Below are 24,566 nucleotides of genomic sequence, written 5' to 3' on the forward strand. Positions count from 1 at the left end.
ACGCCATAGTTTGTTTGGGTCTGGACTCTAAGGGGATTTTCATGAATAAGGCTTTCGGTTTGATTTTTTTGCTCGCCATGACTGTTTCCTCAGCCATGGCTATCGCCCAAACGTCGCCAAAAACTGGTTTAAATACAACGTTGGAGGCGCAGCAGGTTATTGTCAATTCAATCTACCCGACCGAAGGTAGGTTGGTTATCGACGACCAGGAAATGTTCGTTAAGCGGGAAGTGATAATGAACGGGCAATCGATTTCAGGTCAAGCTGCGTTGGAAATTCTTCGTGAAGGTCAAAAATTAAAGTCAATGAAGTATGAGAGGTCTGGTAGCGAATTGGAACGGATTCTGATTGAGGTGGATACCCTATGAGTCATTCGCTGGGTACAACTAAAGAGGGCGCCAACCGACAGCAAAATCTTGGTTTCACTCTTATCGAGTTAATGATCGTAGTGGCGATCATTGGGATTATTGCAGCGATCGCATATCCTTCCTATCAGAACCAGGTAAGAGAAACTCGACGGACAGCGACTCAAGCCGATTTAATGGAATTGGCCCAATGGATGGAACGTCAATACTCCGCAAATTTCAGTTACCTTGATGCTTCCGGAAATGCCCCAACGCTGCCGTTTACGCAGTCTCCTCGGAGTGGGACTGCATTTTACACCATAGGTTTTAATGGGTCGGTCACTGCGAACACCTATTCTCTTCAGGCAGCGCCTTCGGGTGATCAGGCGAACGATGATTGTGGCACACTCAGAATCTCGAACACCGGAGCGAAGACTGCAGTGAAAGATGGCAGTACCGTTGCGGGCTGCTGGTGATTCAGCAGCGCACGGGCTTTCCCTTCGCGTCGTCGACCACGCCGTCTCCGTTGCTGTCTGTGGCGGTTCTTATTCGTCCACTCCGGCTTATGATCAGCTGGCCTGCCAGAGAGGCTTCTCCTGAATCTGGGCACCAGGTGATGTTTCCCAAATCGCTGTATATAAAACCATCTGGTCTGAATTGGAAATAGCTTCTCGACAGTGACCTCACGATAAAATTTCCAAATTTAGGGGGAGGCAAAACCGCATTGACTTTGGTGCCTTGAAGGAGAGTCCGTTGATTACCTGGGTCTGCAAACATTGAAACAGGCCCGTTCCAATTTCGGCCGCACTTACCGTCAGGTTCCGTAGGGCATACGGTTACGATCTGCCCTGTCATAACTGAATGTCGTCTGGCTAAGGCTAGAAACTGACGAAGCTCAGAGATGGCAGCTGTTCGTTGGCTATTTTGTATAAGTTCATTGAAAGAAGGCACAGCTTTCGTTGCTAAAAGCGCTAAAAGCGATATAACAACCAATAATTCCACCAAAGTTAAGCCTTTGGAAGAGGAGGTGGTTCTCATCCTTGAATCTCCTACTAGCCATCCAGTCCTTGATGGCAGTCAAGCTAAGTTTTATCTACCGTAGTCCTTACGGCAAAGAGAAGGTTAATACATTTTTATTCCATTCCCAACTTCTTCAACCTATACCGCAATGCTCGAAAGCTAATCCCCAATCGTTTCGCTGCCGCCGTCTTGTTCCACCGAGTTGCCTCAAGCGCCTTCTCAATGGCTTGCCGCTCGATGCCTTCCAGATATCCTTCGAGATCGATTTCACCATCGGGTACTGCTGCAATGCCATCTTCCCCGTTTGCTTGCCCTTCAGCAATGATCTGCGAGGCCGAAGCTGCATGCTGAACACCATTCCCCAGATGCAGATCATCAGCATCGATCTGATCGGCGTCGCACAGGGTAAAAGCCCGCTCCAAGACGTTTTCCAGTTCCCGGACATTGCCCGGAAAGTCATAGCCTCGCAGTCTGTCCACGGCCGCTGGCGTTAACGAGGCAGGGTCACACTCATACTCTTTCGCAATCCGTTCAAGAATGTGATTCGAAAGCAGAGAAATATCATCCGGCCGCTCTCTCAGGGGTGGTACTGCGAGTTCGATCACGTTAATCCGGTAGAAAAGATCCTGACGAAAGCTGCCTTCCTGGACCAGCTCCGGCAGATTCTTGTGGGTGGCGCTCAGTACCCGAATGTCGACGGGCACTTCCTTGGTGTCCCCGACGGGCCGAACGGCTTTTTCCTGTATGGCGCGGAGCAGTTTCACCTGCATGGCCAGGGGCAGGTCTGCCACTTCATCAAGGAATAGGGTACCTCCGTTGGCAGAGCGGAACAGGCCGTCTTTGTTCTCCACGGCCCCGGTAAAGCTGCCTTTCTTGTGGCCGAAGAATTCGCTTTCCATCAGTTCCGAGGGAATCGCACCGCAGTTAACCGCGATGAACGGTCCTTCGCGGCGGGGTCCCTGGAGGTGGATCATTCGGGCCACCAGCTCTTTACCACTGCCAGATTCGCCACTGATAAACACGGGGGCCTGGCTTCGGGCCAGTTTTCGGGTCTGGTTCCGGAGTTTTCGAATCTCTGGTGATTTGCCGAGTAGCAGGCCTGGCTCGTCGGCTGTATCTTCCGCGTCTGCCTTGGGCTCAGATAGCTTGAGGGCGCTATTGACCAGTTCCCTTAGTCGGGGCAGCTCCACCGGTTTGGACACGAAATCAAAAGCCCCGGCTTTGAGCGATTCAATCGCGGTGTCCATGTTGCCGTACGCTGTGATCAAGGCAACAGGCGTGGCCGGAGAGTGTTTCTGAATCCACTGGACCAGTTCAATGCCATTACCGTCTGGCAGGTTCATGTCGGTCAGGCAGAGGTGGGTGGCGTTCTGTTCCAGCAATTTCCGGGCGCTGGTGAGGTCGGGTGCCGTGAGGGTTGATATTCCCATCCGGGTGAGGGTGATCTCGAGTAACTCCCGGATGTCCGGTTCATCATCAACAATCAGCGCTGTGTATGTGGTCATCTTGTGTCGTCGGTTCCATGTCGTTGTTCAAGCGCCCGATATCCGCCGGCGCAGGCTCAGATCATTCGCCTCGGGTGAGCAAATGTAATGCGAAAACAGCAGCCGGGCTTGTTGTCTTCTACCAGGGAAAGATGCGCCTGATTAGCCTCGCACAGTTCCCTGGCCAGATAAAGCCCGAGCCCGGTCCCGGTCTTGTCTGTGGTGAAAAACGGTTCGAACACTGAGTTTCTGTTTTCCGGCGCAATGCCGGGGCCCAGGTCCCGCACATCGATATAGGCCCGCTCGCCATCCTCGGTTGCCCCGGCGTGTATTCCGATCTTTTGCTGGCCCGAGTGCTGCTGACTGTAGCGTAAACCGTTGTCGCAAAGGTTCACCATCACCTGCTCAATCTGGCTTTTGTCGAACCGCGCTGGCGGTAGTTGCGGATCGATTTTCAGAACAATGTTGGCTGTGGTGCAGTCCTCGTCCTGCGTTTGCAGGAAATCTTCCCGAAATTCCTGGAGCCAGGGTGCGACTTCGATCAGATCTGCATTGGCGGCCCGGCGTCTTGAAAGATCAAGAACGTTTTCGATAATCCCGTTCACCCGGCGGGAGTGTCGCTGGATGATCGCCAGCATCTGGCGGTCGCCGGCTTCCAGGTTCGGTGCTTCTTCCATAAGTTGGGCCGCGTGGCTGATTGCGCCCAGCGGATTGCGGATTTCGTGAGCAATGCCGGCTGTGAGTCGGCCCAGCGATGCCAGCTTCATCTGCTGGGCCTGCTGGGTGACTTTGCTCATGTCTTCAATGAACACGAGGATCTGGTCACCCCGTTCCTGATCCAGTTGGGTGAAATTGGCCTGCAGTAGCGGCGATGTGGGTGAGGGCTGGAACGGCTCAATGCGCTGGGTCGGGTCCTTCAGCCATGCGTCCAGGCCCTGCTTTAGCGGTTTGGGCAACACGGTTGCGCGCTCCTGAATCGGAACCGAGGTCTTTGGCGCACCATATAAAAGCTCCTCGGCGGCAGCGTTGGCAAGACGGATCTGGCCGAAACGGTCCAGCACCAGAATGCCGGTACGCATGCGCTGGATAATCTGCTGGTTGATCTTCTCCAGCTCGGCAATACTGCGTGCGCGGCTGCTTGCCAGAGCCTCGCTGCGCATCATCCGGCGGGAAATGCTCTGTAGGACGAAAGCCGCAGCAAAGTAAAGGATGCCCAGTGAGCCGGCCCGGACAATATCGTCGGCGGACTCGCCCAGAGCCAGAACTGCCCAGCCAGAGATCCCCAGGGAGCAGATTGCGGCCAAAGCGGCATAGAAGGTGCCCATGCGGCTTGGGGTCAGGATATTGCCCGCCGCAACAGACACAATCACCAGGTTGGCCAGGCCGTTGGTAATGCCTGTACTGGCAAGCAGCAGGCCGTGCATGATCAGGATATCCACCAGGATGGAAAGCGTAATGTGGCGCTGGCTGGGGTGAAAGCCCGCCACCAGGAGCAGGGCAATGAAGGCATTGAGACCAAGGTAAGCGGAGACGCCTGCCTGGTAGTAATCCAGCAGCCGGAAACGCATGTCAAAGTTGACTGGGTCCACGAATAACAGCGCCACCAGCATCAGGCTCACCACCAGGCGGTAGTGGTTGTAGATCCTGAATAGCTTTGCCTGCTGCACACCGGACGGTGTTGAAGGGGGTTGGCCGAGCGTTTCGGCCGACTGTGCTGGTGTATCTGCTGCCATGATTTACAGGAATCCGCTGTTGGTCGGAAGAAATCCACGCCTATGCAGGGTTATAATAGCCTTTTCATGGCAATGAGTTACAGGAGCCGATTTATGTCCGTGTCCGGAAACCAGGCAGCGTCCGGGGAGTCTCCCAGAAAATTGCGGGTGGTGATGGCCCAGTTGGATTTTCTGGTGGGCGATATTCCTGGCAATACCGAGCTGGTTCTGGACGCAGCCCGCCGGGCATCGTCCGAGCATCAGGCGGACGTGGTGGTGTTCCCGGAGCTTTGCCTGACCGGCTATCCGCCTGAAGATTTGCTCTTGAGGCCCAGCATGGAAGTTCGCGTAAATGAGGCGCTGGAAAAGCTGCAGGCGGAAAAACTGGATCCGGTAATCGTTATCGGTGCTCCCCTTCGTCATGGCGCGCTCCTGTATAACGCGGCGGTGGTCATCGACGGCGGTGAAATTACTGGTCGGTATTTCAAGCGGTTCCCGCCCAACTATCAGGTCTTCGACGAGAAGCGTTACTTTGCCGAGGGCCGGGATGTCCTGACTCTGGATATCCGGGGCGTTCCGGTGGGAATTACTGTGTGTGAGGATCTTTGGAAGGAAGGGCCGGTGGAGGACTGCGCCGCTGCAGGCGCCCGTCTCATCCTGAACCTCAATGCCTCGCCCTATGATATCGACAAGCAGGCACGTCGTAAGGCCCTGTTGGAGCGAAAGTCCCGGGAGAATCTGGTCAGCATCGTGTACGTGAATCTGGTGGGCAGTCAGGACGAGCTGGTTTTTGACGGGGGCTCTATGGTGTTCGACCATTCCGGTGTGCTGACTGCAGAGGCTCCGCAGTTTGGTGAGGGATTATACCCGGTCGACTTTCTGTGTGAGCACCATTGTCAGCCGGTATCCCAGCCGTTGCCGGAAGAGCCGACGTTGGAGGCCAATGTCTACAGCGCCCTGGTGACCGGTGTTCGGGATTACGTTAACAAGAATGGATTCAAGTCGGTGGTTCTGGGGCTTTCAGGCGGTATCGACTCGGCCGTGACGCTGGCGGTCGCTGTCGATGCCCTGGGTAAGGATCGGGTACGGGCGGTGATGATGCCGTTTCGCTACACCTCCAGCATGAGCCTTGAAGATGCCGAGGCTGAAGCCGTTGCCCTGGGCGTGCAGTACGATGTGTTTTCCATTGAACCCATGTACGACGCCTTTATGGAAACTCTTGCCGCACCTTTCGAGGGCACCACGCCGGACACAACCGAGGAAAACCTGCAGGCACGTCTGCGTGGGGTTTTGCTGATGTCGCTTTCCAACAAGTTCGGTTCGCTGGTGCTGACTACCGGTAACAAGAGCGAGATGGCGGTGGGCTATTCAACGCTTTATGGCGATATGGCTGGCGGCTTTGATGTGCTCAAGGATGTGCCCAAAACCCTGGTGTTCCGCCTGGCCAAATACCGCAACACGCTCTCGGAGGGAGAAGTGATCCCCGAGCGTGTGATCACCCGGCCGCCGTCGGCAGAATTGGCGCCGGACCAGAAAGATGAAGACAGCCTGCCCGGTTACGATGTGCTGGATCAGATACTGAATCTCTATGTAGAGCGGGATTTCAGTGCCGATGCGATCGTTGCGGAAGGTTTCGAGCGAGTCGACGTTGAGCGGGTTATTCGTCTTGTAGATATCAACGAATACAAACGTCGGCAGGCGCCGATTGGTGTTCGGATTACCGAGCGAGGATTTGGCAAGGACAGGCGCTATCCGATCACCAACGGCTGGAAGAGCGGCAAATAGCTGAAGTATTCGGGGTCAGATGAACTTTTCATCTGCCCCCAATTCCAGATGTTTGAGCCCTTACTCGTCGCCCATCAAGCCGAAGGTAACAACGTTCGTCAGTGAGCGGTTTTCACCCTCCAGCAGATCCACTTCAAACTCGCCGTCGGCATTGAATGCCTCACTTTCCGGGAAATTGGTACGGAGCATAGCGACGGCGTCCTGTGAACCTTTTTTCAGATCCAGGAAGCGAAAGGTTTCTGCCAGGATAATCAGTGCCTCTTCAGTAACCGTTGCGGTCGGATAATTCTCGATGATGTATCGTGCCCGGTTGTTGGCCGCCACATAGGCCTGGCGTTTGACGTAATAGCGGGCCGCGTATAGTTCCAGCTCGGCCATGCGATTGCGCACCGCGATCATCCGCTGGCGGGCATCCGCGACGTATTGGCTGTCCGGATAACGGTTCAGAAGTTCAGAAAAGTCACGGAAAGACTGCAACTGCTCGCCAGGATCGCGCGCCGCTACATCGATCGGGAAGTAGCGCGCAGCAAGCCCGATATCCAGGTTATAGGAGGCGAGGCCGCGCATATAGAGTGCATAGTCCGCGTGGTCGCTTTGCGGGTTAAGGCGCAAAAAACGGTCGGCGGCAGCACGGGAACCTTCAAGGTCCAGGTTCTGATAGCGGGCATAAATCAGGTCGAGCTGGGCCTGTTCCGCATAGCGCCCAAAGGGGTAGTAGGTTTCCAGGGCATCCAGGTTCTGCTCTGCCTCGTTGAAGTTTCCAGAGGTCATGGCCTGGCGGGCATTCTCATAGTAGGTCTTCTCCGGAAGTACTTCCTCCTGCTTGTTGGAGGCGCAGGCACTGACCAGAACAACCAGTGTGGAAAGTAACAGCAAACGAAGACCTGATCTCATTCCGGAATCCCGTATAATGTCGATTAATTCAAAGGCAGTCATTGTAGCGGGGAAGTGGCTCCATGTGCAGAGCAATGCCTCGCTGTTTCCAATAATCTGACCGAAACGTAACACACACAGGCCCTGGGGGCTTAATGTCATCTGAAAAACGAATCATCGCCAACTTTGTTGTGCCGCCGGAACTGAGTGATCGGCGCCTTGACCAGGCCGCTGCCGAACTGATGCCCGAACACTCCCGTTCCCGCCTGCAGTCCTGGATCAAAAGCGGCGCGTTGACGGTGAATGGAGAGACGCGAAAGCCTCGGGACAAAGTGATGCTGGATGATCGCCTGGCGCTGGATGCGGAGCCGGAAGCCCAGGTAAGCTGGCAGGCCGAGGAAATCTCCCTCGATATTGTCTATCAGGACGAGCACTTGCTGGTCATCAACAAGCCTGCGGGCCTGGTGGTGCACCCGGCTGCCGGCCATGCCGATGGAACCCTGGTCAACGCCCTGTTGAACTACGCACCGGAAGTCGAGAATTTACCACGGGCGGGCATCGTACACCGTCTCGACAAAGACACCTCCGGCATCATGGTCGTTGCTCGCAGTCTGATTGCGCACACGTCCCTGGTCGATCAGTTGCAAACCCGAACCATGGGGCGTGAGTATGAGGCCGTCGTGGTTGGCACCCTCACCGGTGGCGCAACGGTTGATGCGCCCATTGGCCGGCATCCGCGGGAGCGCAAGAAAATGGCGGTCGTAGCCTCCGGCAAACCTGCGGTCACCCACTATCGTCTGGTCGAGCGTTTTGCCGCCCACACCCATGTTCGCTGCAAACTGGAAAGCGGCCGAACCCATCAGATCCGGGTTCATATGGCCCATGTAAAACACCCGCTGGTCGGAGACCCGCTCTACGGCGGCCGGCTCAGGTTGCCCAAGGGAACCACCGAAGAGCTTCGAGAGGCGCTTTCGGCGTTCAATCGCCAGGCCCTCCACGCCCAGCAGCTGACACTGGAACACCCGGAAACCGGTGAGATCCTGACCTGGGAAGTGCCCCTGCCTGAGGATATGGTTGCGTTGATCGAAGCTCTGCGCAAACACGCCCGGGAGCTGGAAACCCGTGACTATTGAAGGTAACGCCCTGAAACCAGACTGGTCTGCTCCCGATAGAGTGCGGGCCATCAGCACAACTCGCGTCGGGGGTGTCAGCGTTCGACCCTGGGACAGTCTTAACCTCGGTAGTCACGTCGAAGACGACCCGGAACACGTACAAGAGAATCGGCGAAGGCTCGCCGAGTCCATCGGACTGGATAGCGACCGGATTGGCTGGCTCAACCAGGTACACGGAACCGAGGTTGTTGAACTAACCGCGAATAACGTCGGACAAACCGTCGAGGCTGACGCCAGCTACACCCGTCATCCGGGCATCGCCTGCGCCATCCTTACCGCCGACTGCCTGCCCGTTATCCTTGCCGATCGCGAAGGAACGGTTGTTGGCGCCGCCCACTGTGGCTGGCGAAGCCTGTGTGGCGGTGTTATCGAGAATCTGGTGAGCGAGATGGCGGTTGCGCCCGAAACCCTGCAAGCCTGGCTCGGCCCGGCCATCGGTCCTGACAGCTTCGAAGTTGGCCCGGAAGTGCGTGACGCCTTCCTCGACCATGATCCCAAAGCGGTCCACGCCTTCAAAGACGCAGGCGCTCGGCCAGGGCATTTCATGGCGGATATCTATCGCCTTGCCGTCTTACGTTTAAATCGCCTTGGTGTTTCCGTCGTGACTGGCGGTGGTCTGTGTACCGTTCAAAATCCAGATCGGTTTTTTTCGTACCGCAGGGATGGTCGGACTGGACGGATGGCAACTTTGATCTGGCTAACAGGCTGATTATTAGTGTCTTTCATGGTTTAGTTCTGATTGTGATCGCAAATTTCGGGGGCTGGTGCAGGACTACTTTACAGAACTGTCTGCAGCATGGATGCTGCAGTCAAGCCTACATGGACGTATTTACGGCGTGTTCTGGAAAGTAGTCCTGCACCAGCCTTGCACCCAAGCTCGAATCAGATAACTGACGGCCGTCAATTTTCTGACGAATACACCGAAGCCCCGCTTGAAGTCGCTCTACTTGCCCCTACATTAACTGTCAAAGCAATCGAATATCCGCCACCCAAGGCACCATGGTATTCGCAGAAATTTGGGGAAAGTACACATGAGAATCGACAAGCTGACCAGCAAGTTGCAGACCGCCCTCGCGGACGCACAGTCCATCGCGGTCGGAAAGGATCACAATTTCATTGAGCCGGTGCACCTGATGCAGGCACTGCTTGATCAGGAAGGCAGCGCCATCAAACCCCTGCTCAAGCAGGCTGGCGCAGAGCCCGGACGCATTCGCCAGGCGATCGCCCGGGAGATCGAAAACCTGCCCGAAGTGCAGGGATCGGCCGGCGACGTCTCCATGTCCAATGACATGGGCCGGCTGTTCAACATTGCCGACAAGCTCGCCCAGAAACGCAAAGACCAGTACATCTCCAGTGAGCTCATGTTGCTGGCCGCCCTGGAAGATCGGGGTACTTTGGGTCGCGTACTTCGGGAGCAGGGTGTTGATAAAGCTGCCCTGGAAAAAGCGATTGACGACGTTCGCGGCGGTGAAGCCGTCAACGACGCCAGCGCCGAAGAAAACCGTCAGGCTCTGTCCAAATACACCATCGACCTTACCGAGCGAGCCGAGGCCGGCAAGCTGGACCCGGTAATCGGCCGCGATGATGAAATTCGCCGTACCATTCAGGTATTGCAGCGCCGCCGGAAGAACAACCCGGTTCTCATCGGTGAGCCCGGCGTTGGTAAAACCGCCATCGTCGAAGGGCTGGCCCAGCGTATCGTCAACGGCGAGGTGCCCGATGGCCTCAAGGACAAGAAGGTTCTGTCACTCGATATGGGTGCCCTTATTGCCGGCGCCAAGTTCCGGGGTGAGTTTGAAGAACGCCTGAAAGCTGTTCTGAACGAACTGTCCAAACAGGAAGGTCAGATCATCCTGTTCATCGACGAGATTCACACCATGGTTGGTGCCGGCAAGGCCGAAGGCTCCATGGATGCCGGTAATATGCTCAAGCCGGCGCTCGCTCGTGGCGAGCTGCACTGCGTGGGCGCGACTACCCTGGACGAATACCGTGAAAACATCGAAAAAGACGCCGCTCTTGAGCGTCGCTTCCAGAAAGTACTGGTCAGCGAACCCAGTGAGGAAGATACCATCGCCATCCTGCGGGGCCTGAAAGAGCGTTATGAAGTTCACCACGGGGTTGAGGTGACAGATGGCGCCATTATCGCCGCCGCCAAACTGTCGCATCGTTACATTGCCGACCGTCAGCTGCCGGACAAGGCCATTGACCTGGTGGACGAGGCCGCTTCCCAGATCCGGATGGAAATGGATTCGAAGCCCGAGGCCCTGGATCGTCTCGAACGTCGTCTGATTCAGTTGAAAATCGAGCGTGAGGCGCTCAAGAAAGAGACCGATGCTGCCTCGAAAAAACGCCTGTCGGAACTGTCCGATGTGATCACCGGTGTCGAGCGTGAGTACGCCGATCTGGAAGAAGTCTGGAATACCGAAAAGGCGGCATTGCACGGGTCCCAGAAGATCAAGAGCCGGTTGGAACAGGCCCGCATTGATCTGGAGAATGCCCGTCGTGCCGGTGACCTCGGCAAGATGTCCGAGCTCCAGTACGGGCAGATTCCTGAGCTTGAGCGCCAGCTGGATATGGCCAGCCAGGCAGAAATGATGGAAATGAAGCTGCTTCGCAACCGGGTAACCGACGAGGAAATCGCCGAGATTGTCTCCAAGTGGACCGGCATCCCGGTGTCCAAGATGCTCGAAGGCGAGCGCGATAAGCTGATGCGCATGGAAGAAGCGCTCCATGGTCGGGTTATCGGCCAGGATGAGGCGGTTGAAGCTGTGTCCAACGCCGTGCGCCGTTCGCGGGCGGGGTTGTCCGATCCCAATCGCCCCAACGGTTCGTTCCTGTTCCTTGGCCCGACCGGTGTGGGTAAAACCGAGCTGTGCAAGGCCCTGGCGTCCTTCCTGTTTGATACCGAGGAAGCCATGGTGCGCATCGATATGTCCGAGTTCATGGAGAAGCATTCCGTGGCCCGCCTGATTGGTGCGCCTCCGGGCTATGTCGGCTACGAGGAAGGTGGCTACCTGACCGAAGCGGTTCGCCGCCGGCCGTATTCCGTCTTGTTGCTGGATGAGGTGGAAAAAGCCCATCCGGATGTGTTCAACATACTTTTGCAGGTACTTGAGGATGGTCGCCTGACGGACGGGCAGGGCAGGACCGTCGACTTCCGGAACACGGTCATTGTCATGACCTCAAACCTCGGCTCGGACATCATCCAGCAGAAAGCCGGCGAGGAGAACTACGAGGTCATGAAGAATGCGGTCATGGAAGTCGTCGGCACTCATTTCCGCCCCGAGTTCATCAACCGCGTGGATGAAGTGGTGGTGTTCCACCCGCTGGCGGAGAGTCAAATCCAGGGCATTGCCCGGATTCAGATCGAGTCTCTGAGCAAGCGCCTGAAAGAACAGGATATGAAGCTGGAGCTGGATGATGCTGCCATGGAGTTGTTGGCGGAAGTGGGCTATGACCCGGTCTACGGTGCCCGGCCGCTGAAGCGGGCCATCCAGCGGATGATCGAGAACCCGCTGGCCCAGAGGCTGCTAAAGGGAGAGTTTGTGTCGGGTGATGTCATTCGTGGCACAGTGAAGGACCACCACCTGGATTTCACCAAAGCCTGACCCGAGAGTCGGAGCTGAAGTCGGGGTCAGATGAAAGCTTTCATCTGACCCCATTTTTACATGTTCACATCGGTTCGCAATTATCTTCCGCCATTCGCTCAAGTTCTGCCCGTTTCTCGGCAAGCTCTTCCGGAGTCAGATAGCGCAGTTCGCCGTTTTCCTCAATCCGGATGCGGGCGTGGTTGGCAATTACCTCCAAGTTGGACCGGGCTGTCGCGCAATTTGCGTCGCGCTGTTTCCGGCGGGCCTCCTCAACGGCGGTCTCCTGGCGCTGCCTTGCCTCATCTTCCTGGTGTTCCTGCAGATTCTGCAGTCGCTCCTGGGGGCTCGGTCTGTTTCCGGAAGCATCCGACGAAGTGCCGGAGCGAACATTGACTCGTTCGGCCTTTGAGCCCGTAGGCTGCCGGTCCCCAAAATGGGTAACCCCGTTTTCATCGGTCCATTTATAGACAGAGGCGCTCATGGCGACACCTGGTACAACGGCCAGTAATAAGGTCAGCGTCAGGATTTTTCTGTTCATGGCTCTACTCGCGTATGTTCACTGCTCCCGGGCAGGCAGACAACCTGGATAAACCGGGCCCGTTTTTTCTCAGCTTATTATTCCCTATCATGCCACCAGTGTTGCGGATTTTCTTCTGTCTGGTTCAAATCTTTGTATCGGATTTGTGTCAAGTATGGCAGACCTTTGGCCAGTATAGGCACAGAAACCTGCAGCGGCTATTGACAGGGAGTTTCGCGCTGTCAGAATTACCGATTGCCTGAAGACTGGGGTCAATACGGCAGGCAATCCCGAGCGAGTATCCCCCATCAATTACCACACTGAACGCGCCGCGCATCCGTCGCGGGATGGTTGTTGCTTACGTGCAACCCGTTGATTGGCCGTTCTCCGCAACCCTCAGGAGGGCGGCTGGCCAGGAGACAACCTCTTAACAAGGTGTGGAGGAGCAGCCGGTTCCGCTTTCACAAGAAGCATGGACACCGTGAATCCAGGCAACCGGGACCCGTCCCGGCTCATTCACTCGTACAAGAGGGTAGAAAATCGTGGAGTTATTGTCTGGCGCCGATATGCTGATCCGGTCCCTTCAAGATGAAGGTATCGAATACATATACGGCTATCCGGGTGGTGCAGCCCTTCATATTTATGATGCGCTGTTCAGGCAGGACAAAGTCAAACACATTCTGGTAAGGCACGAGCAGGCGGCGGTCCACATGGCCGACGGTTATGCCCGCGCGACCGGAAAACCAGGTACCGTACTGGTGACCTCGGGTCCTGGAGCCACCAACACCATCACCGGCATTGCCACCGCATTCATGGATTCCATCCCGATGGTGGTTCTTTGCGGCCAGGTTGCGTCCACCCTCATCGGCGAGGACGCGTTCCAGGAAACCGATATGATGGGTGTCTCCCGTCCGGTGGTTAAGCACAATCTCAGTGTCCGTCATCCCGAGGAAATCCCGGAGATTATCCGCAAGGCGTATTACATTGCCGCGACCGGTCGCCCCGGTCCTGTGGTCGTGGACATTCCCAAGGATATGACCACGCCGAACGAGCGTTACGAGTACGCCTATCCCAAGAAGGTCAAACTGCGCTCCTACAACCCCGCTATTCGCGGCCATGCCGGTCAGATCAAGAAAGCGGTCGACATGATGCTGGCGGCGAAGCGCCCAATTATCTACGCAGGTGGTGGGGTTGTTCTGGGCAAGGCATCGGATCAGCTGACCGAGCTGGTACGGCTGCTGGGCTATCCGATCACCAATACCCTGATGGGCATTGGCTGTTACCCAGCCAGCGATAAACAGCACCTGGGCTGGCTTGGCATGCACGGCACCTACGAAGCCAACATGGCCATGCACCACTCGGACCTCATCCTCTGCGTGGGAGCCCGTTTTGATGATCGGGTGACCAACGCTACCGAGAAGTTCTGTCCGGGCGCGCGCATCATCCATATCGACATTGATCCAGCCTCGATTTCCAAGACCGTCGATGCCGATGTGCCCATCGTTGGCCCGGTTGACGCTGTGCTCAAGGAAATGCTGTCGCTGGTGAAGGAAGCCAAGGAAAAGCCGGACGCGGACGCAATCGCTTCCTGGTGGAAGCAGATCGACGAGTGGCGGGCATTCCATGGCATGCGCTATGAGACCAGCCCGGATGTGATCAAGCCCCAGGAAGTCATTGAAATGCTGTGTCGCTTGACCAACGGCGAGGCCTTCGTGACTTCCGATGTGGGTCAGCACCAGATGTTCGCGGCCCAGTACTACAAGTTCGATAAGCCCAACCGCTGGATCAATTCCGGTGGTCTCGGCACCATGGGCTTCGGCCTGCCGGCGGCCATGGGGGTAAAGCTGACCCATCCGGACGACGAAGTGCTGTGCATTACCGGTGAGGGCAGTATCCAGATGAACATCCAGGAGCTGTCGACCTGCAAGCAGTACAACCTGCCGGTTAAGATCATTAACCTGAATAACCAGGCTCTGGGTATGGTCAAGCAATGGCAGGACATGAACTACGAGTCCCGCCATGCCGAGTCCTACATGGAATCCCTGCCCGACTTCATCAAGCTGGCGGAAGCCTACGGCCACAAGGGTGTCCGGATTGAGAAGAAGGAGGATCTGGAGACCAAGCTGAAAGAAGTGCTGGCCATGAAAGACGAGCTGGTATTCGTGGATATCTACGTGGACCGTTTTGAGCACGTGTATCCGATGCAGGTTGCCCGAGGTTCCATGAAAGATATGTGGCTCAGCAAGACGGAGAGGGTCTGATCATGCGTCGAATCATTTCTGTTTTGCTTGAAAACGAACCTGGCGCCCTGTCGCGGGTGGTAGGTCTGTTTTCCCAGCGCAACTACAACATCGAAACACTCACCGTGGCGCCAACCGAGGACGAGACGTTGTCCCGTCTTACGGTGACCACCACGGGTTCTGACAAGGTGATCGAACAGATCACCAAACAACTGAACAAGCTGATTGAAGTCGTCAAGCTGGTGGATCTCACCGAAGGCGCCCATATCGAACGCGAACTGATGCTGGTCAAGCTGAAAGCCACGGGTTCCCAGCGTGCCGAGATCAAGCGTACGGTGGACATTTTCCGCGGCCAGATCGTGGATGTGACCAGCTCCGTTTACACGGTTCAGTTGGCAGGTGACAGCGAGAAGCTGGACGGCTTTATTCAGGCCGTTGGCACGTCGGGCGTACTGGAAGTGGTGCGCAGCGGTGTATCCGGTATCGCCCGGGGCGAGAAGGTGCTCAGCCTTTAACGATTTCAAACAGGGTTTGAACAATATGGCTCTTCGGGGCCATCACAAATAACAGAGGTTTCTCATGCAGGTTTACTACGATAAGGATTGCGATCTTTCCATCATCCAGGGCAAGAAAGTTGCCATCATTGGTTTCGGCTCCCAGGGCCACGCTCACGCGTGTAACCTGAAAGAGTCCGGTGTTGACGTGACCGTGGGCCTGCGCCCGGGTTCTTCTTCCATCGCCAAGGCGGAAGCCTATGGTCTGAAGACCAGCGACGTGCCGTCTGCCGTTGCCGCCGCCGACGTTGTCATGGTTCTGACTCCGGACGAATACCAGGCCCAGCTGTACAAGGCGGAAATCGAGCCGAATCTGCAGCAAGGCGCCACCCTGGCGTTCGCCCACGGCTTTGCCATCCACTACAACCAGATCGTTCCGCGTAAGGATCTGGACGTCATCATGATTGCTCCGAAGGCACCGGGCCACACCGTGCGCACCGAGTTCGCCAACGGTGGTGGTATTCCCGACCTGATCGCTATCTTCCAGGATTCCTCCGGCAACGCCAAGAATCTGGCTCTGTCCTACGCCAGCGGTATCGGTGGCGGCCGTACCGGCATCATCGAAACCACGTTCAAGGATGAGACCGAAACCGATCTGTTCGGTGAGCAGGCCGTTCTCTGCGGTGGTACCGTGGAGCTAGTTAAAGCGGCGTTCGAAACGCTCGTGGAAGGCGGTTATGAGCCGGAAATGGCGTACTTCGAGTGTCTGCACGAGCTAAAGTTGATCGTCGATCTGATGTACGAGGGCGGTATCGCCAACATGAACTACTCCATCTCCAACAACGCGGAGTATGGCGAGTATGTGACCGGTCCCGAAATCATCAACGAGCAGTCCCGTGAAGCGATGCGCAACGCGCTGAAGCGTATTCAGAGCGGCGAGTACGCCAAGATGTTTATCTCTGAAGGCGCTCTGAACTATCCGTCCATGACGGCGCGTCGTCGCCAGAACGCTGCCCACGAAATCGAAGTGGTTGGTGAAAAACTGCGCGGCATGATGCCCTGGATCTCCGCGAACAAGATCGTGGATAAGGACAAAAACTAAGCGGAATTCCGCCTGGTTTTGAAAAACGCGGCCCGGGTGGCCGCGTTTTTCGTATATACTCCGCCCAAACGCTTTCCGGAGTAATGGGAATGACTGAAGAAAGAAAATCCGCCGACGGCAAGCAGAACCCGGACTATGAAGTCGAGGCCGGGGAAGTGGTTGAGGAAGAGCTGGTAGGAGGTGCGCCCGTGCGCCGCAAGGGGATATACCTGCTTCCCAATGCGCTCACAACCGCTTCGCTGTTCTCAGGTTTTTACGCCATTGTGTCTGCCGCCAACGGCGTCTTTGACAATGCCGCCATCGCTATTTTTGTGTCGATGATTCTGGACGGTCTCGACGGCCGGGTCGCCCGGATGACCAATACCCAGAGTAAATTCGGTGAGGAGTACGACAGTCTGGCCGACATGGTGGCCTTCGGCGTCGCTCCCGGGCTGGTAGCCTTTTTCTGGTCACTGAACGCCTTCGACAAGGTTGGTTGGGCCATCACCTTTATCTACGTGGCTGGCGCCGCTTTGCGCCTGGCACGGTTCAATACCCAGATTGGCTCGGTCGATAAGAAGTTCTTTGTCGGCTTGCCGAGTCCGGCTGCGGCTGCCTGTGTCGCGGGCCTGGTCTGGTGTTTCCATCTTTTCGAACCGTCTACCTGGCTCACCTTGTTGACCATGTTTGTGGTCGGCGGTGCCGGTGTTTTGATGGTGAGCAATATTCTGTACCGCAGTTTCAAGGATCTGGACCTGCGTGGCCGTGTACCGTTTGCCGCCATTCTGCTTGTGGTGCTGGTTTTTGTAGTGATCGCGCTGGATCCTGCAACCGTATTGTTTACTGGATTTCTGATATACGCGTTGTCCGGCCCTGTTCGTGCGCTTTTCCGTGGCAAGCCACGGAAAGCTCCAGGCGCCGCTGACTGAGCACCCCTTCCGGGCCTCCTCAGTGAGGTCCGGGAATTTTCAATACAGTCTCCGGTCAACGCCTTTGCTGGCTGATGCCCCGACGGAGACTTTCCATGCTCATCAAGAAACGCCCTTCCTGGGCTTTGCCTCATTCTGAAGTTACGCCCGAGTCTGTTTACCTGAACCGACGTCAATTTATGTCCGGCACCCTGGCTGTGGCCGCTGGCCTTTCAGTGCCCGGTCTGTTGTCGGCAGCGAAGCTTCCTGTCCCGGGAGAAGCGCTGGATTTTGTTCCGATGCCCGGCTTTTCCACCGACGAGGAGAAAACCCCTTTTGAGGACGTAACCCGTTACAACAACTTTTACGAGTTCGGCACTGGAAAAGGGGATCCGGCGAAGTACGCCGATGAGATGACCGTTGATCCCTGGTCCGTGGTTGTTGAAGGCGCATGTGATCGGCCCGGTGCGTATGCGTTGGAAGATCTGCTGAAACCTCACGAGTATCAGGAACGGGTGTATCGGCTTCGTTGTGTCGAGGCCTGGTCGATGGTGATTCCCTGGATCGGGATCCCCTTGGCCGACATTCTCAAGCGGCTCGAACCGACTTCCAGGGCGAAGTACGTCTATTTCGAGACCCTCTATGATCCGGACCAGATGCGAGGTCAGCGCTCGCTGTTCAGCACCATCGACTGGCCTTATCAGGAAGGTCTTCGCATGGACGAGGCAATGAACGAGTTAAGCTTCCTGGCTGTTGGGCTCTACGGCAAGACCATGCCAAACCAGAATGGCGCGCCTATCCGGCTGGTCGTGCCCTGGAAGTACGGTTTCAAGAGCATCAAGTCGATCGTCAAGATTCGCTTTCAGGAGGAGCGCCCCAAGACTACCTGGGAAATGCTTGCGCCCCAGGAGTATGGCTTCTATGCCAACGTGAACCCTGAAGTTGACCATCCGAGGTGGAGCCAGAAGCGGGAGCGCAGGCTGCCCTCTGGCTTGCTCTCTCCCAACTACATGGAAACCGTCAAGTTCAATGGTTATGGAGAACAGGTTGCCGATCTGTACAAGGGCATGGATTTGAGCAAGTTCTATTGATGAATGAGAAGCGTGTGCTGAACCAACCGGGGTTTGTGCTGGCGTTTCGCCTGCTGGTAGCGCTGCTCGCCAGCGTTCCCCTGTTGGTGCTGATTGCCAGCATTGCCAGCCAGTCCCTCGGCCCGGATCCCGGGCAAGAAGTAACAGAGTCGCTGGGCATCGCGGCATTTCAGTTATTGATTGCTACCTTATGCATGACACCGCTCAAGCGTTGGACAGGGTGGGGAGCGTGGATCCGGGTTCGCCGGATGCTTGGTCTGTTTGCGTTCTTTTATGCGGTGTTGCATGTATTGGCGTTTCTGCAGTTTATTCTTGGCTGGAGCGATCTATGGGCCACGTTCACCAAGCGGCCATATATCCTGGCGGGGGCGGTGTCTTTCCTTATGCTTGTGCCACTGGCGTTAACCTCAACAAAGGGGATGATGAGGCGGATGGGCCGGCAATGGAAAGCCTTGCATAAGCTGGTGTACCCGATTGCGATAGCGGCATGGGTTCATTTCATCTGGCAGTCCCGCAGTGACGTTGGAGAAATGGTGGTGTACGGCCTGATAATCGCAGTTCTGCTGGCGCTTCGTTGGAAATGGAGCGGGAGTCGCGCGCTGATTCCGTTTGTCAGAGGCTGATTTTGAGTAAAAAGAATACGATCTGATCACTGACTGATCAGGCGGATACGTGGAAACCGATACCGCTATAAATTAATTCAAAAACCTCGTTGACAGTTTTCCTGACGCCTGTAGAATGCGCACCACTTCTGAGGGACAAGCCACTCACAGCGGTTTTCCGAGCAGAAGTAACCGTTTGAAAGTACTGAAGAAAATGAGTTTTAAAATTCTTCGGATTAACGGTTGACAAGGCGGCGTTACGATGTAGAATACGCGGCCTTGATTGAGCAACAGCTCAAACGCTCTTTAAAAAGTTGACCAAGTAATTCGTGTGGGCGCTGGCCGAGGTATTTCGGATATGAAATATCAGGACAGTGACTCGTCGAAATTGAGTTTTGTCTTGAGCAAGAATAGAGAATCTTCGGATTCTTGTATGATTTAAACTGAAGAGTTTGATCATGGCTCAGATTGAACGCTGGCGGCAGGCTTAACACATGCAAGTCGAGCGGTAACAGGGGGTGCTTGCACCCCGCTGACGAGCGGCGGACGGGTGAGTAATGCATAGGAAACTGCCCAGTAGTGGGGGATAGCCCGGGGAAACCCGGATTAATACCGCGTACGCCCTTCGGGGGAAAGCAGGGGATCTTCGGACCTTGCGCTATTGGATGTGCCTATGTCGGATTAGCTAGTTGGTGGGGTAAAGGCCTACCAAGGCGACGATCCGTAGCTGGTCTGAGAGGATGATCAGCCACATCGGGACTGAGACACGGCCCGAACTCCTACGGGAGGCAGCAGTGGGGAATATTGGACAATGGGGGCAACCCTGATCCAGCCATGCCGCGTGTGTGAAGAAGGCTTTCGGGTTGTAAAGCACTTTCAGTGAGGAGGAAAACTCTGCGACTAATACTCGTAGGGCTTGACGTTACTCACAGAAGAAGCACCGGCTAACTCCGTGCCAGCAGCCGCGGTAATACGGAGGGTGCAAGCGTTAATCGGAATTACTGGGCGTAAAGCGCGCGTAGGTGGTTTGATAAGCGAGATGTGAAAGCCCCGGGCTTAACCTGGGAACGGCATTTCGAACTGTCAGGCTAGAGTATGGTAGAGGGTAGTGGAATTTCCTGTGTAGCGGTGAAATGCGTAGATATAGGAAGGAACACCAGTGGCGAAGGCGGCTACCTGGACCAATACTGACACTGAGGTGCGAAAGCGTGGGGAGCAAACAGGATTAGATACCCTGGTAGTCCACGCCGTAAACGATGTCTACTAGCCGTTGGGACTCTTGAAGTCTTAGTGGCGCAGCTAACGCACTAAGTAGACCGCCTGGGGAGTACGGCCGCAAGGTTAAAACTCAAATGAATTGACGGGGGCCCGCACAAGCGGTGGAGCATGTGGTTTAATTCGACGCAACGCGAAGAACCTTACCTGGCCTTGACATGCAGAGAACTTTCCAGAGATGGATTGGTGCCTTCGGGAACTCTGACACAGGTGCTGCATGGCCGTCGTCAGCTCGTGTCGTGAGATGTTGGGTTAAGTCCCGTAACGAGCGCAACCCCTATCCCTAGTTGCTAGCAGTTCGGCTGAGAACTCTAGGGAGACTGCCGGTGACAAACCGGAGGAAGGTGGGGATGACGTCAGGTCATCATGGCCCTTACGGCCAGGGCTACACACGTGCTACAATGGTGCGCACAGAGGGCTGCAAACCCGCGAGGGGGAGCCAATCTCACAAAACGCATCGTAGTCCGGATCGCAGTCTGCAACTCGACTGCGTGAAGTCGGAATCGCTAGTAATCGTGAATCAGAATGTCACGGTGAATACGTTCCCGGGCCTTGTACACACCGCCCGTCACACCATGGGAGTGGATTGCACCAGAAGTGGTTAGTCTAACCTTCGGGAGGACGATCACCACGGTGTGGTTCATGACTGGGGTGAAGTCGTAACAAGGTAGCCGTAGGGGAACCTGCGGCTGGATCACCTCCTTAAACGAAGCCGAACGCTTCGGTCAGAGTCCACACGAATTACTTGGTTAGCTGAATAAAGAGAGCAGATGGGTCGTTGCAGGCCCGTGTTTTTGGGTCTGTAGCTCAGGTGGTTAGAGCGCACCCCTGATAAGGGTGAGGTCGGTGGTTCAAGTCCACCCAGACCCACCAGAATTTCACTGCTCGTCGTTGTCAAAGCACTTGCATAGCAGGCTATGCGGCGCACTTTGACGCCTAGATCAGCAAAATCCTGGTCTTGGAGACGATAGCAGAGCGCAGGACAGATTGCGTTAATCTAGGCGCAGCTTGAATGAGTGAAGGAGTGACCCTCGATGGGTCAAGACTGAAGCGAATGAATGCTGCAACGACGAGTAACGGAAGCTGGACAAGTTCTGGGGCTATAGCTCAGCTGGGAGAGCGCCTGCCTTGCACGCAGGAGGTCGGCAGTTCGATCCTGCCTAGCTCCACCAAATTACTGGCTAACTTCGGTTAGCAGTGTACAGAAACGAATGTTTCACAACGATGAAGCCTTCCTTTCTGATCACTGGGTCAGATTTGCTCTTTAACAAATTGGACGAGATAGAACACGATTGATGGATTCCATTATCTCCGGAATTCATTGATCAGAGTGATAACGATTTCAAGCGTTATCCGGTGTTGTCGTTGAAGTGGTTGTTCTATTGCTTCAAGTGGCTGTCTCGAAGAAACCTCTGAATCAGGCTTGCCTGGTGAGGAGTGTGGATTCGTGATCAGTTGTCTTGGGGTTATATAGTCAAGCAACTAAGCGCATACGGTGGATGCCTTGGCAGTCAGAGGCGATGAAAGACGTGGAAGCCTGCGATAAGGTTCGGGGAGCTGGCAAACAAGCTGTGATCCGGGCATTTCTGAATGGGGAAACCCACCGACTTTCGGGTCGGTATCTTGCACTGAATACATAGGTGTAAGAGGCGAACCGGGGGAACTGAAACATCTAAGTACCCCGAGGAAAAGAAATCAACCGAGATTCCCTAAGTAGCGGCGAGCGAACGGGGATTAGCCCTTAAGCTAGACAACTGGTAGGAGAAGGCTCTGGAAAGTGCCGCCATAGTGGGTGATAGCCCCGTATCCGAAACCTGAGTCTGGTGAAATCGAGTAGGACGGGACACGTGATATCCTGTCTGAACATGGGGGGACCATCCTCCAAGGCTAAATACTCCTGACTGACCGATAGTGAACCAGTACCGTGAGGGAAAGGCGAAAAGAACCCCTGTGAGGGGAGTGAAATAGATCCTGAAACCGTATGCGTACAAGCAGTCGGAGCGGACTTGTTCCGTGACGGCGTACCTTTTGTATAATGGGTCAGCGACTTATGTTCAGTGGCGAGGTTAACCGTTTAGGGGAGCCGTAGGGAAACCGAGTCTGAATAGGGCGATTTAGTCGCTGGGCATAGACCCGAAACCGGGCGATCTATCCATGAGCAGGTTGAAGGTGCCGTAACAGGCACTGGAGGACCGAACCCACTGTCGTTGAAAAGCCAGGGGATGACTTGTGGATCGGAGTGAAAGGCTAATCAAGCCCGGAGATAGCTGGTTCTCCCCGAAAGCTATTTAGGTAGCGCCTCGGACGAATACCACAGGGGGTAGAGCACTGTTTCGGCTAGGGGGTCATCCCGACTTACCAACCCGATGCAAACTCCGAATACCTGTGAGTACTATCCGGGAGACACACGGCGGGTGCTAACGTCCGTCGTGAAGAGGGAAACAACCCAGACCGCCAGCTAAGGTCCCCAAGTACCAGTTAAGTGGGAAACGATGTGGGAAGGCTCAGACAGCTAGGAGGTTGGCTTAGAAGCAGCCATCCTTTAAAGAAAGCGTAATAGCTCACTAGTCGAGTCGGCCTGCGCGGAAGATGTAACGGGGCTCAAACTGGTCACCGAAGCTGCGGCTGCATACTTTGTATGCGGGGTAGGGGAGCGTTCTGTAAGCCTGCGAAGGTGTGTTGAGAAGCATGCTGGAGGTATCAGAAGTGCGAATGCTGACATGAGTAACGACAATGCGGGTGAAAAACCCGCACGCCGGAAGACCAAGGGTTCCTGCGCAACGCTAATCGGCGCAGGGTGAGTCGGCCCCTAAGGCGAGACCGAAAGGTGTAGTCGATGGGAAACGGGTTAATATTCCCGTACCTTGGATAGCTGCGATGGAGAGACGGAGAAGGCTAGGTGAGCCGGGCGACGGTTGTCCCGGTTTAAGCGAGTAGGGAGTGGACTTAGGCAAATCCGGGTCCACAATCTCGAGACGCGACGACGACTGCTCTTAGAGCGGGAAGTCATTGATGCCCTGCTTCCAGGAAAATCTTCTAAGCTTCAGGCTATTCGAGACCGTACCCCAAACCGACACAGGTGGTCAGGTAGAGAATACCAAGGCGCTTGAGAGAACTCGGGTAAAGGAACTAGGCAAAATGGTGCCGTAACTTCGGGAGAAGGCACGCTGGTGGTAAGTGAAATCCCTGCGGGTGGAGCTGAAGCCAGTCGAAGATACCAGGCCCCTGCGACTGTTTATTAAAAACACAGCACTGTGCAAACACGAAAGTGGACGTATACGGTGTGACGCCTGCCCGGTGCCGGAAGGTTAATTGATGGGGTTAGCGCTTGCGCGAAGCTCTTGATCGAAGCCCCGGTAAACGGCGGCCGTAACTATAACGGTCCTAAGGTAGCGAAATTCCTTGTCGGGTAAGTTCCGACCTGCACGAATGGCGTAACGATGGGGGCGCTGTCTCTACCCGAGACTCAGTGAAATTGAAATCGCCGTGAAGATGCGGTGTATCCGCGGCTAGACGGAAAGACCCCGTGAACCTTTACTATAGCTTCACAGTGAACTTTGAGCATGTTTGTGTAGGATAGCTGGGAGGCTTTGAAGTGGGAACGCCAGTTCTCATGGAGCCAACCTTGAAATACCAGCCTGACATGTTTGAGGTTCTAACTTGGTCCCCTTATCGGGGATGAGGACACTGTGTGGTGGGTAGTTTGACTGGGGCGGTCTCCTCCCAAAGCGTAACGGAGGAGCACAAAGGTGGGCTAAGCATGGTCGGACATCATGCGGTTAGTGTAATGGCACAAGCCCGCTTAACTGCGAGACAGACACGTCGAGCAGGTACGAAAGTAGGTCATAGTGATCCGGTGGTTCTGTATGGAAGGGCCATCGCTCAACGGATAAAAGGTACTCCGGGGATAACAGGCTGATACCGCCCAAGAGTTCACATCGACGGCGGTGTTTGGCACCTCGATGTCGGCTCATCACATCCTGGGGCTGAAGCCGGTCCCAAGGGTATGGCTGTTCGCCATTTAAAGTGGTACGCGAGCTGGGTTTAGAACGTCGTGAGACAGTTCGGTCCCTATCTGCCGTGGACGTTGGAGATTTGAGGAAAGCTGCTCCTAGTACGAGAGGACCGGAGTGGACGAACCTCTGGTGTTCGGGTTGTGACGCCAGTCGCATTGCCCGGTAGCTATGTTCGGACAGGATAACCGCTGAAAGCATCTAAGCGGGAAGCCCCTTCCAAGATGAGATCTCCCTGGACCCTCGAGGTCCCTGAAGAGCCGTTCAAGACCAGGACGTTGATAGGTCGGGTGTGTAAGCGCTGCGAGGCGTTGAGCTAACCGATACTAATTGCTCGTGCGGCTTGACTATATAACACCCAAGAC

Annotated in this window: 17 protein-coding genes, 2 tRNA genes and 2 rRNA genes; 16 read left to right on the forward strand and 5 right to left on the reverse strand. The window is 55.5% G+C overall.

The genetic code is table 11. From position 1 onward, the window contains the following. The first annotated feature begins 41 nt into the window (after positions 1 to 41). Positions 42 to 368, forward strand: coding sequence for a hypothetical protein (locus AC5JQH_RS14345; protein ID WP_139043660.1), 327 nt, complete (start codon positions 42 to 44; stop codon positions 366 to 368). After that, positions 365 to 820 carry a type IV pilin protein gene (locus AC5JQH_RS14350; RefSeq protein WP_008170711.1) on the forward strand — a complete coding sequence of 152 codons (456 nt, stop codon included), beginning with the start codon at positions 365 to 367 and terminating at the stop codon, positions 818 to 820. The genes AC5JQH_RS14345 and AC5JQH_RS14350 overlap by 4 nt, the downstream gene beginning before the upstream one ends. Before the next feature lies 1 nt (position 821). On the opposite strand, the gene AC5JQH_RS14355 is transcribed toward AC5JQH_RS14350, so the two are convergent. The 3 genes from AC5JQH_RS14355 to AC5JQH_RS14365 all read right to left on the reverse strand — a co-directional run bounded on the left by AC5JQH_RS14355 (position 822) and on the right by AC5JQH_RS14365 (position 4,581). Next, positions 822 to 1,382 (reverse strand): GspH/FimT family pseudopilin, encoded by a 561-nt coding sequence (locus AC5JQH_RS14355; RefSeq protein ID WP_081467505.1) that lies wholly within the window; start codon positions 1,380 to 1,382, stop codon positions 822 to 824. A 95-nt stretch (positions 1,383 to 1,477) separates the two neighbouring features. Next, positions 1,478 to 2,869, reverse strand: a complete 1,392-nt coding sequence (locus AC5JQH_RS14360) for a sigma-54-dependent transcriptional regulator (RefSeq protein ID WP_008170709.1) — start codon at positions 2,867 to 2,869, stop codon at positions 1,478 to 1,480. Positions 2,870 to 2,925: 56 nt separating this feature from the next. Next, a complete protein-coding gene (locus AC5JQH_RS14365; protein ID WP_008170707.1) occupies positions 2,926 to 4,581 on the reverse strand; it encodes a sensor histidine kinase in 1,656 nt (551 codons plus the stop codon). Positions 4,582 to 4,674: 93 nt separating this feature from the next. On the opposite strand from AC5JQH_RS14365, the gene AC5JQH_RS14370 reads away from it, so the two are divergent. After that, on the forward strand, positions 4,675 to 6,345 hold the full coding sequence (locus tag AC5JQH_RS14370; RefSeq protein WP_493805721.1) for an NAD+ synthase: 1,671 nt from the start codon (positions 4,675 to 4,677) through the stop codon (positions 6,343 to 6,345). Positions 6,346 to 6,405: 60 nt separating this feature from the next. On the opposite strand, the gene bamD is transcribed toward AC5JQH_RS14370, so the two are convergent. Beyond that, positions 6,406 to 7,239, reverse strand: a complete 834-nt coding sequence (gene bamD / locus AC5JQH_RS14375; protein ID WP_491713724.1) for an outer membrane protein assembly factor BamD — start codon at positions 7,237 to 7,239, stop codon at positions 6,406 to 6,408. Positions 7,240 to 7,373: 134 nt separating this feature from the next. Here bamD and rluD point away from each other — a divergent pair, with 134 nt between their 5' ends. The 3 genes from rluD (at position 7,374) to clpB (ending at position 11,998) form a co-directional block, all read left to right on the forward strand. Continuing rightward, positions 7,374 to 8,351 (forward strand): 23S rRNA pseudouridine(1911/1915/1917) synthase RluD, encoded by a 978-nt coding sequence (gene rluD, locus AC5JQH_RS14380; protein ID WP_493791919.1) that lies wholly within the window; start codon positions 7,374 to 7,376, stop codon positions 8,349 to 8,351. Further along, positions 8,341 to 9,099: a peptidoglycan editing factor PgeF gene (gene pgeF, locus AC5JQH_RS14385; RefSeq protein ID WP_491713988.1), complete on the forward strand. Its 759-nt coding sequence runs from the start codon at positions 8,341 to 8,343 to the stop codon at positions 9,097 to 9,099. The genes rluD and pgeF overlap by 11 nt, the downstream gene beginning before the upstream one ends. Before the next feature lie 322 nt (positions 9,100 to 9,421). Continuing rightward, the gene (gene clpB, locus AC5JQH_RS14390) at positions 9,422 to 11,998 is read left to right on the forward strand and encodes an ATP-dependent chaperone ClpB (protein ID WP_493805722.1); all 2,577 of its coding nucleotides are present in this window, start codon (positions 9,422 to 9,424) and stop codon (positions 11,996 to 11,998) included. A 64-nt stretch (positions 11,999 to 12,062) separates the two neighbouring features. Here the strand turns inward: clpB and AC5JQH_RS14395 are convergent, their stop codons facing one another. Beyond that, positions 12,063 to 12,518: a DUF4124 domain-containing protein gene (locus AC5JQH_RS14395; RefSeq protein ID WP_491713913.1), complete on the reverse strand. Its 456-nt coding sequence runs from the start codon at positions 12,516 to 12,518 to the stop codon at positions 12,063 to 12,065. A gap of 521 nt (positions 12,519 to 13,039) precedes the next feature. Here AC5JQH_RS14395 and AC5JQH_RS14400 point away from each other — a divergent pair. The 10 genes from AC5JQH_RS14400 (at position 13,040) to AC5JQH_RS14445 (ending at position 24,552) form a co-directional block, all read left to right on the forward strand. After that, positions 13,040 to 14,758 (forward strand): acetolactate synthase 3 large subunit, encoded by a 1,719-nt coding sequence (locus AC5JQH_RS14400; protein ID WP_008170695.1) that lies wholly within the window; start codon positions 13,040 to 13,042, stop codon positions 14,756 to 14,758. Between the two features lie 2 nt (positions 14,759 to 14,760). Beyond that, positions 14,761 to 15,252: an acetolactate synthase small subunit gene (gene ilvN, locus AC5JQH_RS14405; protein ID WP_008170692.1), complete on the forward strand. Its 492-nt coding sequence runs from the start codon at positions 14,761 to 14,763 to the stop codon at positions 15,250 to 15,252. 64 nt (positions 15,253 to 15,316) lie between these two features. Next, positions 15,317 to 16,333 (forward strand): ketol-acid reductoisomerase, encoded by a 1,017-nt coding sequence (ilvC, locus tag AC5JQH_RS14410; protein ID WP_008170689.1) that lies wholly within the window; start codon positions 15,317 to 15,319, stop codon positions 16,331 to 16,333. A gap of 89 nt (positions 16,334 to 16,422) precedes the next feature. Then, entirely contained in the window at positions 16,423 to 17,241 is an 819-nt protein-coding gene (pssA, locus tag AC5JQH_RS14415; RefSeq protein WP_041644958.1) for a CDP-diacylglycerol--serine O-phosphatidyltransferase, read from the forward strand. Positions 17,242 to 17,336: 95 nt separating this feature from the next. Next, positions 17,337 to 18,311: a protein-methionine-sulfoxide reductase catalytic subunit MsrP gene (gene msrP / locus AC5JQH_RS14420; protein WP_053114538.1), complete on the forward strand. Its 975-nt coding sequence runs from the start codon at positions 17,337 to 17,339 to the stop codon at positions 18,309 to 18,311. Next, positions 18,311 to 18,934, forward strand: a complete 624-nt coding sequence (gene msrQ, locus AC5JQH_RS14425) for a protein-methionine-sulfoxide reductase heme-binding subunit MsrQ (RefSeq protein ID WP_008170683.1) — start codon at positions 18,311 to 18,313, stop codon at positions 18,932 to 18,934. The genes msrP and msrQ overlap by 1 nt, the downstream gene beginning before the upstream one ends. Before the next feature lie 419 nt (positions 18,935 to 19,353). Continuing rightward, positions 19,354 to 20,893, forward strand: a 16S ribosomal RNA gene (locus tag AC5JQH_RS14430). 91 nt (positions 20,894 to 20,984) lie between these two features. Further along, positions 20,985 to 21,061, forward strand: a tRNA-Ile gene (locus AC5JQH_RS14435). Between the two features lie 223 nt (positions 21,062 to 21,284). Next, a tRNA-Ala gene (locus tag AC5JQH_RS14440) sits at positions 21,285 to 21,360 on the forward strand. A 300-nt stretch (positions 21,361 to 21,660) separates the two neighbouring features. After that, positions 21,661 to 24,552: ribosomal RNA gene (locus AC5JQH_RS14445) — 23S ribosomal RNA — on the forward strand. Together the 16S and 23S rRNA genes with 2 tRNA genes alongside form the textbook arrangement of a ribosomal RNA operon. Positions 24,553 to 24,566 lie beyond the last annotated feature (14 nt).

The organism is Marinobacter sp. H13 (genome assembly GCF_059072335.1).